Annotated in this window: 6 protein-coding genes; all 6 read left to right on the forward strand. The window is 75.7% G+C overall.

Annotated elements, in window-relative coordinates; genetic code table 11:
* The first annotated feature begins 291 nt into the window (after positions 1–291).
* The 6 genes from ACIA8L_RS29315 (at position 292) to ACIA8L_RS29340 (ending at position 16,146) form a co-directional block, all read left to right on the forward strand.
* Positions 292–1,317 (forward strand): thioesterase II family protein, encoded by a 1,026-nt coding sequence (locus tag ACIA8L_RS29315; RefSeq protein WP_395909751.1) that lies wholly within the window; start codon positions 292–294, stop codon positions 1,315–1,317.
* On the forward strand, positions 1,314–6,092 hold the full coding sequence (locus tag ACIA8L_RS29320) for an amino acid adenylation domain-containing protein (RefSeq protein ID WP_395909752.1): 4,779 nt from the start codon (positions 1,314–1,316) through the stop codon (positions 6,090–6,092). The genes ACIA8L_RS29315 and ACIA8L_RS29320 overlap by 4 nt, the downstream gene beginning before the upstream one ends.
* Complete coding sequence (locus ACIA8L_RS29325) at positions 6,089–11,518, forward strand: SDR family NAD(P)-dependent oxidoreductase (RefSeq protein ID WP_395909753.1); 5,430 nt, start codon at positions 6,089–6,091, stop codon at positions 11,516–11,518. The genes ACIA8L_RS29320 and ACIA8L_RS29325 overlap by 4 nt, the downstream gene beginning before the upstream one ends.
* On the forward strand, positions 11,515–11,691 hold the full coding sequence (locus tag ACIA8L_RS29330) for an MbtH family protein (RefSeq protein WP_395909755.1): 177 nt from the start codon (positions 11,515–11,517) through the stop codon (positions 11,689–11,691). Before ACIA8L_RS29325 ends, ACIA8L_RS29330 begins: the two co-directional genes overlap by 4 nt.
* The gene (locus ACIA8L_RS29335; RefSeq protein WP_395909756.1) at positions 11,688–14,678 is read left to right on the forward strand and encodes an amino acid adenylation domain-containing protein; all 2,991 of its coding nucleotides are present in this window, start codon (positions 11,688–11,690) and stop codon (positions 14,676–14,678) included. The genes ACIA8L_RS29330 and ACIA8L_RS29335 overlap by 4 nt, the downstream gene beginning before the upstream one ends.
* A gap of 79 nt (positions 14,679–14,757) precedes the next feature.
* Complete coding sequence (locus ACIA8L_RS29340) at positions 14,758–16,146, forward strand: glutamate decarboxylase (protein WP_395909758.1); 1,389 nt, start codon at positions 14,758–14,760, stop codon at positions 16,144–16,146.

The raw sequence follows: 16,146 nt of genomic DNA on the forward strand, positions 1-16,146 counted from the left end.
CGTACCTCCCCCGTACGCCAGTTCCGGACGATACCCGAGAATGCGGCGAGGTCTAACCCCCCATTTTTGATCTATTGGAGTTGATGCCGGGACCCTGGACAACGCCGCCGGAACGGACATACAGTGGCCGCTCATAGCCGGGCTGACCGCCCTGGGTGATCTACGACGAACAATGTTGATATTCCGCGCAGGCTACGGGGGCCGCGGATGCATAACGCTGTTTCACCAAGCTCGACGTCAATTTTCGAAACACAGGACCGGCTGTTCGGACCCGCACGACCACGCGGCGAAATGCTGCTGTACTGCCTTCCCGACGCCGGCAGCGGCGCGGGTGCGTTCGCCGCGTGGCCGGACCGGCTCCCGGCCCACGTGGACGTGCGGCCGCTGCGGTTGCCCGGCCGCGAGCGGCGCATCACCGAGCCCCTCGAACTGTTACCGGACGCCATCGCGGCCGCGGTCGCCGGGCACGCCGACCGGCCCTACGCGCTCTACGGCCACAGCATGGGCGCCCGCCTCGCCTTCGACGTCGTCCAGCGGTTGCTGGACACGCCGGGCGTGCCGCCGCCGGCGGCCCTCTACGTCGGCGGCTCGCTGCCCCCGGACCGGCGCCCGCCGCTCGTCGACGCGGCCGAGTGGCCCGACGAGCGGCTCGTCGACGGGCTCATCGAGCTCACCGGCGCCGGCCCGGAGCTGCGGGCCGAGCCGGAGCTGCGGGCGCTGATCCTGCCGATCGTCCGGGCCGACCTGCGATGGCTGGGGACCCGCCCGGCCGCGATCGGCCGGGCGCTGCCGATGCCGGTGGTCGCGTTCGCCGGGGCCGGCGACCGCAGCGACGGCCCGCTGCCGATGCTCGGCTGGGCCCGGGCCGCCGCCGGCGCGTTCCGCCTGCACACGGTCCCCGGCGGGCACGCGTTCCACCGCGCCGGGCCCGCCGCCCTGTTCGACACTCTCGAAGCCGAGCTCGGCGCGGCCCTGCACGCGGCCGCGCCCGCCGTCGCCCGGCCCGCCGACGACGAGGTCCACGTGTTCCTCGCCGACCGGGCGTGGCCGGCCGGACCGGGCCTGCGCACCAGCACCGCTACCGCGGGTGACCTCGTGCTCACGGCCGTCACCGGCGGTGCCGACGTCGGCGCGGGCCTGCACGACGAGGCCCCCGAGGCCGGGGACGCCGCCGCCCGGGCCGCGGTGCGCGCGGCGGCCGGCACCGCCTCACCCGCCGGACTCGCGGTGACCCGGTTCCCGATCGCCGGGCTGACGGCCGCGGTCGCGGTCCGGCGGGCCGCCTGGCGGCTGCGATTCGAACGCCTGACGACGTGAAAGATTCACACGGGGGACTGCACCAGCTCGTACTCGCCCAGGCGGCCCGGACGCCGGACGCGCTCGCCATCCGGCAATGGGACCGCCGCGTCACCTACCGGCAGCTCGCCGCGGCGGCCCTGGCCCACGCGCGGGCGCTGCGGGCGGCCGGCGTCGGGCCGGAGGCCCGGGTCGCGGTGTGCGGGCGCCGGACACCGGACATGATCGCGGCGATCCTCGGCGTGCTCGCCGCCGGCGGCGCCTACGTGCCGCTCGACCCGGCGCACCCGCGGGCGCGGCTGCTCGACGTGCTCGACGACGCCGGCATCGCCGTCGCCCTCACCGACGACGCCGGAGCGGCCGCCCTCGCCGGGGCCGGCCGCCGCCTGCTGCCCGTCGTCCCGCGCGCGGGCGCGGCCGGCGCCGCGGCCGAGCACGTCGACGGTGCCCGGGCCGCCTACGTGCTCTACACCTCCGGATCCACGGGCCGGCCCAAGGGCGTCGTCGTGAGCCACGCCGGCGTCGCGGCGTTCGTGACCGCGACCGGCCGCGCGTTCGGCACCGGCGCCGCCTGCCGCGGCATCGGCTTCGCCGCGTTCGGCTTCGACGTGTCGGTCCTGGACGTCTTCGTGCCGCTCGCTCACGGCGGCTCGGTGCAGCTCGTCCCCGACGACGACCGCATCGACCCGGCCCGGCTGCAGGCGTTCCTGGAGGCCCACCGGGTCACCTGGGGCGCGGTCGCGCCGGCCCTGCTCGGCCTGCTCGACCCGGACCGGCTGCCGGACCTCACCGACATCATCAGCGCCGGCGAACCGGCCGGGCCGGAGCAGGTCGCCCGCTGGTCAGCGCCGCCCCGGCGGCGGTTCCACAACTGGTACGGCCCGACCGAGACGACCGTCTGCGTCGTCGGCGCCGAACTGACCGGCGACTGGGACCGCCCGCTGCCGATCGGCGCCGCGCTCGCCGGGTGCACCGCCCACGTGCTAGACGAGCGGATGCGGCCCTGCCCACCGGGGACACCGGGGGAGCTGCACATCGGCGGAGTCCAGGTGGCCCGGGGCTACCTCGGCCGCCCGGCGCACACCGCCGAGCGGTTCGTGCCCGATCCCTTCTCGGCAAAGCCCGGATCGCGCCTGTACCGCACCGGCGACCGCGTGCTCGTGGAGGCCGACGGCCGGATCGGGTTCCTGGGCCGGCTGGACCGGCAGGTGAAGGTCCGCGGGCAGCGGGTCGAGCTCGGCGAGGTCGAGACCGTCGTGCGGGCCTGCCCCGGGGTGCGCCAGGCCGTCGTCGACGTCACCCCGGACGGCGAGCTCGTCGCCTGCCTCGCCCCCGCCACCGGCCCCGACCAGGCCACCCTCGCGGAGCACTGCCGGCGGCGGCTGCCCGGCTACATGGTGCCGACCCGGGTCGTGCGCCTCCCGGCCCTGCCCCTCACCGCGGCCGGCAAGGTCGACGTCGCCGCCCTGCGCGCGGCCGCCGACGCCACCGGCGGCCGCGCCCCGGCCACACCCGTCGAGCGGGCCGTCGCCGCCCGGTGGGAGCGGGTGCTGCAGCGGGGAGGGGCCTCCCTCGACGACGACTTCGCCGGGTCCGGTGGCCATTCACTGCGGGCGATGCAGCTCGTCGCCGCGCTGCGGGCCGAGCTCGGCCGCGACATCGCCGTCGAGGACGTGCTGACGGCCCGGACCCTCGGCGCGCTCGCGAAGCGGGTCGAGGCCGCGGCCACCCTGGACGGGCCGCCGCCGGTGCCGGCCGGGCAGCCGCCGGCGCTCACCCCGGCCCAGCGACGGATGTGGTTCGTCGAGCGGCTCGCCGGGGCCGTCGCCACCCCGGTGCACAACATCGCCCTCGCCCACCTGCTGCCGGCCCCGGTCGACGCGGCCGCGCTGGACCGGGCGCTGCGGGCCGTGCAGGAGCGCCACGCCGCGCTGCGGTGGCGGGTCCTCGACGTCGACGGGGTGCCGACCCCGATCGAGGGTCCGCCGTCGGTCGCCCTGTCCATCGTGGATGGACAGCCGGACACGGAGGGGGAGTGGCTGGAGGCGCAGTCGTCGACACCGTTCAACCTGGCCACCGGGCCGCTGTGGCGGGCGGCGCTGCGCCGGCGGCCCGACGGCCGCGCGGCCCTCGCGCTCACCTTCCACCACCTAGTCTTCGACGGCTGGTCGCAGGACGTGTTCCTGCGCGACCTCGCGGCCGCCTACGCCGGGGAACCTTTCACGCCGCCGGCCGTCGCCGCGACCTTCGCCGACTATGTCGCCTGGCGGCGGGGGCAGGCCCGGGCGGGCGACGCCGACTGGTGGATCGGGCACCTGACGGGCGCGCCGACGGCGCTGGACCTGCCCCGCGACCGGCCCCGCCCGCCGGTGCAGACGTTCCGCGGGGCCGTGCACCGGGCGAGCGTCGGACCCGGCCCGGCCGCCGCCGTGCGCCGCCTCGCCGGTGACCTCGACACCACGCCCGACACGGTGCTGCTGACGGTGTTCGCGCTGCTGCTGCGCCGCCTCACCGGCGCCGCCGACCTGCTGGTCGGGGTGCCCTACGCCGATCGCGGCCACGCCGCCTTCGCCCACGTCGTCGGCGCCTGCCTCGACGTGCTGCCGGTCCGGTTCCGCGTCGACGACACCGCCGGGTTCGCCGCCCACGTCGCCGCGGCCCGCGACGAGCTGGCCGCCGTGACCGGGCACGCCGGGATCGCCCTCGAACGGGTCATCGACGGGCTGCGGGCCGGCCGCGACCTGTCCCGCGGCGGCCTCGTCCAGGTGCTGTTCAACATGTACGGCTTCGCCGAACCGCCGGCCCCGGTGCCCGGCGCCACGGCGCTGCCGGCCGGGCTGCCCGGGTCGCTGTTCGACCTGACGCTCTACGCCGGCGAGCAAGGCGACGGCTACGCGCTGCAGGCGGTGTACAACCCGGACCTGTTCGACGCGGAGCGCATCGACGCTCTCGTCACCAGCTACACCAGGCTGCTCGACGGGCTCCTGGCCGCGCCCGGCCACCCGGTCGGGGCGGTGCCGGCCCGGCCCGCGGCGAGCGACCTGCCCGACCCGGCCGCCGAACTGTCCACCTGGGACGGTCCCGGCCTCCTGGCCGCGATCCGGCCCCCAGCGGACGTGCGGGACCGCATCGAGCGGACCGCGGCCGTGGTGGCCGGCGCCGCCCTGCCGGCCCGGTCCGCGGTCGGCGTGCTCGCCACCCGCCACGCCCACCTGCCGGCCCTGCTGCTCGGGGTCATGCGGGGCGGGGCCCGATGGGCGGTCCTCGACGCGGCGCTGCCACCGGCCCGGCTCCAGGCCCAAGCCGAAGCGGCCGGTGTCGCGGCCCTGCTGTGCGTCCCCGGCGCCGACCCGCCGCCGGAACTCGCCGCGTACCCCGTCCTCGAGCCGGGCCCGGACCGGACCGCGGCGCCACCGGTCGCCGGCGGGGAGTACCTCGCGTTCACGTCCGGGACGACCGGGGTGCCGAAACCGGTCCTGGCCTCGGACCGGCCGCTGGCGCACTTCCTCGACTGGTACCCGCGGGCCTTCGGCCTCACCGCCGCCGACCGGTTCGCGCTGCTGGCCGGGCTCGCCCACGACCCGCTGCTGCGCGACGCGTTCGTCCCGTTCGCCCTCGGCGCGGCCCTGTGCGTGCCGGAACCGGCGCTGCTGCGCGACCCGCGGCGGCTCGCCGGCTGGCTCGCCGCGCAGCGGGTCACCGTCGTGCACCTGACGCCGCCGCTGGCCCGGATGCTGACCACCGCGCCCGGCGCGGCACTGCCCGGCCTGCGCCTCATCGGGCTGGCCGGGGACCGGGTCACCGGCGCCGACGTCGAGGCGCTGCGCCGCATCGCACCGCGGGCCCGCATCCTCAACCTGTACGGCACCACCGAGACCCCGCAGGTCCAGGCCTGGCACGAGATCACCGGACCGGTCCCCGGCGGCGGGCACCCGGTCCCGGTCGGGCACGGCATCCCCGGCGCCCAGCTGCTCGTGCGCAACCCCGCCGGCGACCCCGCGGCCGTCGGCGAGCTCGGCGAGGTCGTCATCCGCAGCCGCTGGCTGGCCACCGGCTACCTCGACCCCGACCTGACCCGGCGGCGCTTCGCCGGGCCGCTGGAGTTCCGCACCGGCGACCTCGGCCGGTACCGCGCCGACGGCGCCGTGGTGCTGGCCGGCCGGGCCGACGACCAGGTCAAGATCCGCGGGTACCGGGTCGAGCCGGGCGAGGTCGAGGCCGCCCTAGCCGCGGACCCCGACGTGGCCGCGGCCGCGGTCGTCGCCGACGCGGACCGCGACGGGGCCCGGCTGCGCGCCTACGCCGTCGGCACCCTGCCCGGCCTCGACCCGGCCGCCCTGCGCGACCGGCTGCGCCGGGTCCTGCCCGACTACGCCGTCCCGGCCGCCGTCGTCGTCCTGCCGGTGCTGCCGCTGACCGCCAACGGCAAGCTCGACCGGGCCGCGCTGCCCCGGGCTGAACCGCGGCCGGCGGCCGGGCGTGATGGGCTCGCCGGCGCCACCGAACGGCTCGTGGCCGGCGTGTGGCGGGCCGTCCTCGGCCTGCCGTGGATCGCGGCCACCGACAACTTCTTCGACATCGGCGGGCACTCCCTCGCGATCGCCGCGGTGCAGGCCCGCCTCAGCGAGCAGCTCGGCCGGGACGTCCCGATCGTGGAGCTGTTCCACCACCCGACCGTCCGTGCCCTCGCATCCCACCTGGATGCCGGGCCGCCGCAACCCGGCCGGGACGGGCTCGACCGAGCCGCCCGGCGGGTGGCCGCACGCCGCGGCCGACTCGACAGGAGGAACCGGTGAACGACACCGACACCGCAGGCGGCGTCGAGCCGATCGCCGTGATCGGCATGGCGTGCCGGCTGCCCGGCGCGGCCGACCTCGGGCAGTACTGGGACAACCTCGTGCGGGGCGTGGAGTCGGTACGGTTCCCGACCCGCGAGGAGCAACTGGCCCGGGGCGTCCCCGCGCACCTGCTCGACGACACCAACTTCGTCCGGGCGACGTCGCTGCTGGACGGCATGGACGAGTTCGACGCCGCGTTCTTCAGCATCGGCGCCCGCGAGGCCGAGCTGCGCGACCCGCAGCAGCGCACGTTCCTGGAGCTGTCCCACACCGCGCTCGAGGACGCCGGGTACGACCCGCAGCGCTACCCCGGCGAGGTCGGCGTTTACGGGGCGATCGGCTCGGACGCGTACCAATGGATGAACATCCGCCGCAACCCGAGGGTCTTCTCCGCCGCCGGGGACATGGCCGTGATGGTGGCCAGCCACCCGCACTACCTCGCCACGCTGGTGTCGTACAAGCTCAACCTCCGCGGGCCCAGCATGACCGTCTCCACCGCGTGCTCCAGCTCCCTCGTCGCCGTCCACCTGGCCTGCGAGGCGCTGCGCAACGGCGAGTGCGAGATGGCCCTCGCCGGCGGCGTCTCCTTCGAGCTGCCCCCGGCCTGGGGGTACATGTACGACGACGACGGCGTCCTGTCGCCCGACGGGCACTCACGGGTCTTCGACGCGGGCGCCCGCGGCACCATCTGGGGCAGCGGCGGCGGCATCGTCGTGCTCAAGCGCCTCGCCGACGCCGTGGCCGACGGCGACCACGTCCGGGCCGTCGTGCTCGGCAACGCGGTCAACAACGACGGCGCCGCGAAGGTCGGCTTCTCCGCGCCCAGCGCCGAAGGCCAAGCCGCGGCGATCGCGCAGGCGCAGGGCGTCGCCGGCGTCGACCCGCGCACCGTCACCTACGTCGAGGCGCACGGCACCGCCACCCCGCTCGGCGACCCCATCGAGGTCTCCGCCCTGTCCACCGTGTTCGGCCGGGGCAGCGACGATACCGGCTGGTGCGGGATAGGGTCGGTGAAGACGAACTTCGGCCACCTCGGCCCGGCCGCCGGGATCGCCGGGCTCATCAAGACCGCCCTGGCCCTGCAGCACGGCCTGATCCCGCCGAGCCTGCACTTCGAGCGGCCCAACGAGAAGATCGACTTCGCGGGCAGCCCGTTCTACGTCAACGCGACCCTGAGCAAGTGGGAGACCGACGGCCTGCCCCGCCGCGCCGGGGTGAGCTCCTTCGGCATCGGCGGCACCAACGCGCACATCGTCATGGAGGAGCCGCCACCCGGGCCGTCGACGGCCGGTGACGGGGCCCGCGCGGCCCACCCGGCGCACGTGCTGCAGCTGTCGGCGCGGACCGACACCGCGCTGCAGGCGGCGGTCGAACGGCTCGCGGCGCACCTGGCCGAGCGGCCCGGCCTCGACCTCGCCGACGTGGCCCACACCCTGCGGATCGGGCGGCGCGGGATGCTGCACCGGGCCGCGCTCGTCGCCGCCGACACCGCCGACGCCGCCGCCGGCCTGAGCGACCCCAAACGGGTCGTGCGCGCCGTCGCGCCGAAGCGGCCGGCCCAGGTCGCGCTGCTGTTCTCCGGGCAGGGCGCCCAGTACGCCGGCATGGGCGCCGAACTGTACGCCACCGAGCCGGTCTACCGCGCCGCCGTCGACCGCTGCGCCGAACTGCTGCGCGAACCGCTCGGACTCGACCTGCGCGACCTGCTGCACGGCGCCGAGGACGACCGGCTGCGGCCGACCGCGATCGCCCAGCCGGCGCTGTTCACCGTCGGCTACGCCCTCGCCCGGCTGTGGCAGTCCTGGGGCGTCGAACCGGCCGCCATGCTCGGGCACTCGATCGGGGAGTACATCGCCGCGACCCTCGCCGGGGTGTTCACCCTGCCCGACGCGCTGCAGCTGGTGGCGACCCGCGGCCGGCTGATGCAGGCGCTGCCGCCCGGCTCGATGCTCGCGGTCCTGCTCGACGCCGACGGCGTGCGCCGGTACCTGCCCGACGGGGTGGCCGTCGCCGCCGTCAACACCCCCGAGACCTGCGTGGTATCCGGGCCGACGAGCCTCATCGACGAGCTGGCCACCGAGCTCGTCGTCGCCGGCGTCGGCACCACCCTGCTGCAGACCTCGCACGCGTTCCACTCGCCGATGATGGAGCCGGCGCTGGCCGCGTTCCACGACGCGGTCGCCGCGGTGCCCCGCCACGCCCCGCGGATGCCGTTCCTGTCCGGCCTCACCGGCGACTGGATCACCGAGGAGCAGGCCACCGACGCCGCCTATTGGACCCGCCACCTGCGCGAGCCGGTCGCCTTCGCCGCCGGCGTCGCCACCCTGCTGGCCCACGGCGAATGGCTGCTGGTCGAGTGCGGCCCCGGCCGCCAGCTCACCGACCTCGCCCGCGCCCAGACCCCGAAAGGCGCCCCGCCGATGCCGAGCCTGCCCGGCGCCGGCCACGGCGACGGCGACTGGGCGGTCCTGTCCGCGGCCGCCGCCCGGCTGTGGGTCGCCGGCATCGAACTGGACGCCGACGCGCTCGCCGGGGGCGCCCGGCGGGTGCCGCTGCCCACCTACCCGTGGGAGCGCAAACGGTACTGGGTCGAGCCGACCGCCGGGGTGGAGGACCCGTACGCCCCGGCCCAGCCCGTCGCCGGCCAGCGCCCGGTCGACGAGTGGTTCCAGGTGCCGAGCTGGCGGCAGGGCCCGCCGGTCACCGGCACCGAACCCATCGACCGGTGCCTGCTGTTCACCGACGGCACCGACGGGCTCGCCGCCACCCTGCGCGCCGCCGGAACCGAGGTGATGACGGTCCGGCCCGGCGCCGGGTTCGCGGAAGGCCCCGACGGGTTCACCGTCCGGCCGGCCAGCCGCGAGGACTACGACGCCCTCACCGCCCGGGTCGGGCCCCTCACCCGGGTCGTGCACGCCTGGACCGCGACCGCGCCGCCCGCCGGCGCGCACGGCGCCTGGGCCGCGCAGGACCTCGGCTTCTTCAGCCTCCTGTTCCTCGTCCAGGCGATCGCCGCGACCCAGCCGGCCACCCCCGTCGACCTCGACGTGCTCACCAGCGGCGCCGTGGCCGTCACCGGCGGCGACTGCGTGCGGCCCGAACACGCGACCGTCGCCGGGGTCGTGCGGGTCGGCCCGCTCGAGGCGCCGTGGCTGCGCACCCGCCAGATCGACCTCGACTCGATCGCCCACGCGCTGCCGGCGCTGCTGGCCCCGGCCGGCGACGAGATCGTCGCCGTGCGCGGCGGGCGACGCTGGCTGGAGGGCAACGCCCAGGCCCACGTCCCGGCCCCGGCCGATCCGGCCCAGGGGCTGCGCGATCGCGGCGTCTACGTCATCACCGGCGGGCTCGGCGGCATCGGCATCACCGTCGCCGAGGACCTGGCCCGCCGGGTCCGGGCCCGGCTGGTCCTCGCCTCCCGCTCGGACCTGCCGCCCCGCGCGGAGTGGAGCGCCTACGTCGACGTCCACGGCACCATCGACCGGACCGGCCGGGCGATCAGCGCCATCGGCCGGATGGAGGCGGCCGGAGCCGAGGTCCTCGTGCTGGCGGCCGACGTCACCCGCCCCGACGACCTGCGGCGGCTGCGGGCGGCGACGACCGAGCGGTTCGGCCGGATCGACGGCATCGTGCACACCGCCGGCATCCCCGGCGGCGGCATGACCGAGATCAAGACCCGGGCGACGGCCGAGTCCGTTCTCGCCCCCAAGGTCCTCGGACCGCTCGCCCTGCACGAGGTCTTCGCCGACCTCGACCTGGACTTCGTCGCGATCTGCTCGTCGGTGGCCGGGATGGCTGGCGGCTTCGGGCAGATCGACTACTGCGCCGCCAACAGCTTCCTGGACTCCTACGCGCACAGCGCGCACGGCTGGCCCACCCGGGTCGTGTCGATCGACTGGAGCGGCTGGGCCGAGGTCGGCATGTCGGCCGAGGTCGCCGCGCCGGAGGCGTTCCGCGGCCTGCAGCGCGGCGAGCGGGTCAGCCCGATCGAGCACCCGATGCTCACCGCCCTGCACGCCGGCGACGCCGACCGGCTGCCGTGGTGCAGCGCCGTTGTGCTCCCACGCACCCAGTGGGTTCTCGGCGAGCACCGGCTGATGGACACCCCGCTGATGCCCGGCACCGGCTACCTGGAGCTGGCCCGGCGGGCGTTCACGGCGGTCGCCCCGGCGAAGCGGCCCGGCCTCGTGGTGGAACTGCGCGACGTCGCGTTCGTCGAGTGGCTCGCCGTCCCCGACGACACCGCCGTCGAGCTGCGGGTCACCTTCGCCCCCAACACCGACGGACTCGACTTCGAGGTCCGCAGCCTCGCCGCCGGCATCCAGCGTGTGCACGTGCGGGGCAGCGCCGCCTGGGCCGACCCGGGCCCGGCCCCGGCGGCCGACATCGCCGCCGTGCGGGCCCGCTGCTCGCTCGCCGTGCGAGAGGTCAGCGGCCTCAGCGACGTGTCCAACTCGGGCCTGATCACCTTCGGTTCCCGCTGGCACAGCCTGCGCACCGTCCACCGCGGCCAGAGCGAGGCACTGGCCCGGCTCGACGCGGCCGACGTCGTCGCGGCCGAACTGCCGGCGTGGGGCCTGCACCCGGCGATGCTCGACGAGGCGACGTCGTTCGGGCAGATGAGCGGCGAGTACCTCCCGATCGGCTACGGCCGCATCGTCGTGCGGGGCCCGCTGCGCGAGCGCATGTGGAGCCACTGGCGCTACCACGACAGCGGCGGCGGCGAGGTCGTCGCGGCCGACCTGTCCATCATGGACGACGACGGCACCGAGATCCTCGGCATCACCGACTACCTGTGGCGGCGCATCGACCCCGACACCGTCACCTCGACGGTCAGCCGCGGCGTCGCGGCCGCCGCCCGCCCGCCGGACGAGCACGACGCCGACCGGCTCATGCGCCCCACCGACGGCGCCGACGCGCTGCACCGGCTGCTGGCCAACGACCTCGGCCGGCAGGTCTCGATCACCGTGGTGCCGCTCGACGAGCTCATCCCGCACATCCGCGAGGTCACCCAGCACAGCGTCGAGACCGGCCTGGACACCGGCGCGGCGGCCGACCGGCCCGGGGGCCCGCACGCCGACGGCGCCGCCCCCGGCGCGACCAGCGAGCTGGAGGCCGCGCTGCTGCAGATCTGGGCCGACGTGCTAGGCCTGGACGCGATCGGCCTCGACGACGAGTTCTTCGAGCTCGGCGGCAATTCGCTGGTCGCCGTCCAGCTCATCGCGCTGGTCCGCAAACGGCTGTCGGTGCGCCTGCCGATGCGTGACGTCTTCAACGCGCCGACGATCGCCGGGATGGCCGCGACCGTCGAACGCGTCCGCGCCGCCGCCCAGCCCGCGGCGGCCGCCCCTTCGACCATCCCGCGATTGGAGCGCCCGCAATGACGGAGCAGTACAAGGTCGTGCACAACGACGAGGAGCAGTACTCCATCTGGCCCGACGGCGACCCCGCCCCGGCCGGCTGGCACGAGGACGGCTTCACCGGGCCGAAAGAGGACTGCCTGGCCCACATCGAGGAAGTGTGGACCGACATGCGCCCCCGCAGCCTGCGCTCGTGAGCTACAGCCTCCCCGCCTCGTTCGCGCAGGAGCGGCTGTGGTTCCTGGCGCAGCTCGACCCCGGCGTGCCGCAGTACAACCTCAACGTACTGACGCAGCTGCCCGGCCGGATCGACCCCGACCGGCTGCAGCGGGCGTTCGCCGCGGTCGTCCGGCGCCATGAGACGCTGCGCACCGCACTGGCAGTACAAGACGGGGCGCTCGTGCAGTTGATCGAGGCGGACCCCGAGTGCTCCATCGCCCGGTCCGACCTCGGTGCGGTCCCGGCCGAGCGGCGGGAGGCGGCGTTCGACCGGCTCGCCCGGGCCGACGCGAGCGAACCGTTCACGTTGGACCGGGCGCCGCTGTGGCGGGCCCGGCTGGTCCGGCTGGCCGACGACGACTGGCGCCTCGTGCACGTCATCCACCACGCCGTGTTCGACGGCTACTCCGCCGGCAACTTCGACGCCGAACTCCTCGAGTGCTACACCGCGCTCGACGAGGGGCGCCCGCCCCGCCTGCCCGACCTGCCGATCCAGTACGCCGACTACGCGGCGTGGCAGCGCCGGCAGTTCACCGACGGGCAGCTCGACCACTGGCGGGCCGCCCTCGCCGGCCTGCCCGCCGACATCGGCCTGCCCACCGACCGGCCCCGCCCGGCCCGCCGCCGCTACGCCGGCGACGAGCACCGCCTCACGCTGCCCCCGGCCGTCGGCAAGGGCCTGCGGCTGGTCGCCCAGCAGCACGGCGCGACGCTGTTCATGACCCTGCTGGCCGGCTACGCCGCGCTGCTGAGCCGGGTCTGCGGCCACACCGACATCGTCGTCGGCACGCCCGTCGCCGGCCGCGGCCTGCCCGAGCTCGGCCCGGTCATCGGCATGCTCACCAACCTGCTCGTGCTGCGCATCGACGCCGCCGGCGACCCGACGTTCCGGGAGCTGCTCGGCCGCGTGCGCGGCACCGTCCTGGACGCCCTCGACCACCAGGACGTGCCGTTCGAGAAGGTCGTCGAGGCCCTGCAGCCGCAGCGGGACCTGTCCCGCCCGGCGCTGTATCAGGCCGGGTTCAACCTGCTGCCGGGCGAGCGCCGCGGCCAGTTCGGCAACGGCACCGCCAAGATGGACCTCGACCTGGAGGTCGTCGACAGCGGCGACACCCTCGACATCTGGCTGTACTACGACACCGAGCTGTTCGACGCGGCCACCATCGCCCGCCTCGCCGACAACCTGGCCCTGCTGCTCGCCGCGGCCGTCGCCGACCCGGGCACCCAGCTGCACGCCCTGCCGGTCACGACCCCGGCTGAACTGGCCGACCTCGACCGCTTCGGCCGCGGCCGCGGCCCCGGCCCGGCCGGCACCGTACTCGAGGCGTTCCGGGCCCAGGTCGCCCGGTCCGGCCCGGCCACCGCGGTCGTCTCGGCCGCCGGCACGCTGACCTACGCCGAGCTCGACGCCCGCTCCGACCGGGTCGCCCGGCACCTGCGCGCGGCCGGCGTCGGCCCCGGCCACCTCGTCGCCCTCACCCTGCCCCGCTCCCTCGACCTGCACATCGCCGTCTGGGGCGTGCTGAAGTCGGGCGCCGGGTTCGTGCCGCTCGACCCGGAACACCCTGAGGCGCGGACCCGGTTCGTGCTCGCCGACGCGGCCGTGTCCGCCGTGCTGGACTCCACCGATGTCGACGGGCCGCCTTCGCCGCTGCCGGATGCCAGCGCCGGTGACCTCGCCTACGTCATCTACACGTCGGGCTCCACGGGCCGGCCGAAGGGCGTCGAGGTCGAGCACCGCGCGCTGCGCAACCTGCTCGACGCCATCGCCGGCCGCCTCGGCAGCGGCGACAGCGACGTGTGGCTGCACCTGACCACCCCGGCGTTCGACATCTCGCTGCTGGAGATGCTGCTGCCCGTCGCGACCGGCGGCCGTGTCGTCATCGCCGAGACCGTCGATCCCGCAGCTCTGTGCGACCTCGTGCGCCGGCACGCCGTCACCCACGTGCAGGCGGTACCCACCACCTGGCGCCTCATGCTCGACGCCGGCTTCGCCGAACCGTCGGTGACCGCCCTGGCCGGCGGCGAGGCCGTCCCGCTCGAGCTGGCCCAGGCCCTGCGGGGGCGGGTGCGGCGGCTGTTCAACGTCTACGGCCCGACCGAAACCACCATCTGGTCGGCCATGCGGGAACTGACGTCCGACGCCGACCTCGGCGGCCCCCTGGCCGGCACCAGCCTGCACGTCCTCGACGCGACCCTGCGGCCCGTGCCCATCGGCGTCGTCGGCGAACTGTGCATCGGCGGCACCGGCGTGGCCCGCGGCTACCGGCGCCGCCCGGCCCTCACCGCGGAGCGCTTCGTCCCCGATCCGTCCTCGGACACGCCCGGGTCGCGGCTGTACCGCACCGGCGACCTCGCCCGCTGGCGCCCCGACGGCCGGCTCGAGTTCCGCGGCCGCGCCGACCACCAGGTGAAAGTCCGGGGCTACCGCGTCGAGCTCGGCGAGATCGAGTCGGTGCTCGAAACTCACCCGGGCGTGGCCCGAGCCGCCGCCGCAGTGCACGACACAACGATCTACGCCTATCTTGTACCGCATGAGGGCCCGCCGCCACCCGACGCCGAACTGCGCGCACACCTGGCCCGCGCGCTGCCGGCCTACATGCTGCCCGCCGCGTTCGTCGCTGTCGAAGGACTGCCCATGACCCCCAACGGCAAGCTCGACCGGGCCGCCCTGGCCGCGCCCGACCCGGCCGACGCCGCGGCCGCCGCGCACGTGGCCCCCCGGACCACCGCCGAGGAGTACGTGGCCGGCATCTGGACCGAGGTCCTCGGCGTCGACAACCCCGGCGTCCACGACGAGTTCTTCGCCATCGGCGGGCACTCGGTGCTCGCGGCTCGGGTCGCCGCCCGCCTGCGCGCCGCATTCGACATCGAGGTGCCGCTGTCGCTGCTGTTCGTGAACACCACCATCGAGCAGATCGCCGCCGCCCTGGAGGAGCTCCTCGCCGCCGACTCGGGCTACTGAGCACCACGGTGGGTGACGGCGCGGGTGGCACCGGCCGGAAGCGCGGCCGAGGCGGCGCGAGCGGCGCGACGCTACGGTGATGGTGCTGCACAGTGGCCGCTCACCGCGGCGGACGGACGCGCTGGGGGCCGGGAACCCGTTCGTGACCGTCGCCGACCCGGTGCCGGCCGACCGGGTCGCGACGCCGCGGGACGCGCTGGCCGAAAGCCCCGTGCCGGCCGACACCGCGTGGCAGCTGGTGCACGACGAACTGATGCTCGACGGCAACGCGCGGCTGAACCTGGCCACGTTCGTCACGACGTGGATGGAGCCGCAGGCGGCCCGCCTGATGGCCGAGTGCGTCGACAAGAACATGATCGACAAGGACGAGTACCCGCAAACCGCCGAATTCGAGCGGCGCTGCGTCGGCATCCTCGCCGACCTGTGGCACGCGCCGGACCCGGCCGACGTGATCGGCTGCTCCACGACCGGCTCCAGCGAGGCCTGCATGCTGGCCGGCCTGGCCCTCAAGCGGCGGTGGGCGGCGCGGGGCACACCCGGCCGGCCGAACCTCGTGATGGGCGTCAACGTGCAGGTGTGCTGGGAGAAGTTCTGCAACTACTGGGACGTCGAACCCCGGCTCGTACCGATGCAGGGCGATCGGCTGCACCTGTCCGCGGACGAGGCGGTGGCCCGCTGTGACGAGAACACCATCGGCGTGGTCGCGGTTCTCGGCTCGACGTTCGACGGCAGCTACGAACCCGTCGCGGAGATCGCCGCGGCACTCGACGGGCTGCAGCGGCGCACCGGATGGGACGTCCCGGTCCATGTCGACGGCGCCTCCGGCGCGATGATCGCGCCGTTCCTGGACCCGGACCTGGCGTGGGACTTCCGGCTCGCCCGGGTCGCGTCGATCAACACCTCCGGCCACAAGTACGGCCTCGTGTTCCCCGGCGTCGGCTGGGTCCTGTGGCGCCACCGCGCCGCGCTGCCCGAAGACCTCATCTTCAACGTCAACTATCTGGGCGGCGACCTGCCGACGTTCGCGCTGAACTTTTCCCGCCCGGGCGCCCAGGTCGTCGCCCAGTACTACACCTTCCTGCGGCTCGGCCGGACCGGGTTCCGGGCCGTGCAGCAGGCGTCCCGCGACGTGGCGCTGCACCTGTCCGGCCAGATCGCCGCCATGGGCCCGTTCCGCCTGCTGACCCGCGGCGACGAGCTGCCGGTGTTCGCGTTCACCACCACCGCCGACGTCACCGCGTTCACCGTCTTCGACGTGTCGCGGCGACTGCGGGAACGCGGCTGGCTGGTGCCGGCGTACACGTTCCCGGCCGAGCGCACCGACCTGTCCGTCCTGCGGATCGTCGTGCGCAACGGCTTCACCCGCGACCTGGCCGACCTGCTGTTGTCCGACCTGCGCCGCCTCCTGCCGGAACTGCAGGCCCAGCCCGGCCCGCTCGGCGGCGCCCAGCCCGCGTTCCACCACTGA

Origin of the sequence: Dactylosporangium sp. NPDC051541, assembly GCF_044454505.1 — a bacterium.
Lineage (GTDB): Bacteria > Actinomycetota > Actinomycetes > Mycobacteriales > Micromonosporaceae > Dactylosporangium.